Below are 741 nucleotides of genomic sequence, written 5' to 3'. Positions count from 1 at the left end.
CGGTCGAGCCTGTCGCACCAGTAGAGCCGGTGGCGCCGGTCGAACCTGTCGCTCCCGTATCGCCGGTCGCACCTGTGGCTCCGGTTGCACCAGTCGAGCCAGTCGCTCCGGTCGAGCCAGTCGCTCCAGTAGAGCCGGTTGCTCCGGTCGAGCCAGTCGCCCCGGTGGAACCGGTTGCACCAGTCGAACCTGTCGCTCCCGTGTCGCCAGTTGCCCCTGTGGCTCCGGTGGAGCCTGTTGCTCCAGTCGAGCCCGTCGCTCCAGTGGAGCCAGTCGCCCCGGTATCACCTGTTGCTCCGGTCGAGCCTGTCGCACCAGTAGAGCCAGTCGCTCCAGTAGAGCCGGTTGCTCCAGTGGAGCCAGTCGCCCCGGTATCACCTGTTGCTCCGGTCGCTCCGGTTGCACCAGTTGAACCAGTCGCGCCGGTGGCACCCGTCGCTCCAGTATCACCGGTTGCTCCGGTTGAGCCCGTCGCTCCGGTCGAGCCAGTCGCTCCGGTAGAGCCGGTAGCACCAGTCGCGCCGGTCGAGCCCGTTGCACCGGTCGCGCCGGTATCACCGGTTGCTCCGGTCGAGCCTGTCGCACCTGTGGCTCCGGTAGCACCAGTCGAGCCAGTCGAGCCCGTTGCACCGGTCGCGCCGGTATCACCGGTTGCCCCGGTCGAGCCTGTCGCACCAGTAGAGCCGGTGGCGCCGGTCGAACCTGTCGCTCCCGTATCGCCGGTCGCACCTGTGGCTCCGG

General features: G+C 68.7%; 1 protein-coding gene. It reads left to right on the top strand.

The genetic code is table 11. The features are described from left to right. Window positions 1-425: 425 nt before the first annotated feature. A partial coding sequence (locus NKJ88_RS33105) for a hypothetical protein (RefSeq protein ID WP_502904792.1) occupies window positions 426-741 on the top strand: 316 nt, incomplete at its 3' end.

The organism is Mesorhizobium sp. M0016 (assembly GCF_040324035.1).
Classification (GTDB): domain Bacteria; phylum Pseudomonadota; class Alphaproteobacteria; order Rhizobiales; family Rhizobiaceae; genus Mesorhizobium.
This window is presented reverse-complemented; position numbering and strand designations above follow the sequence as displayed.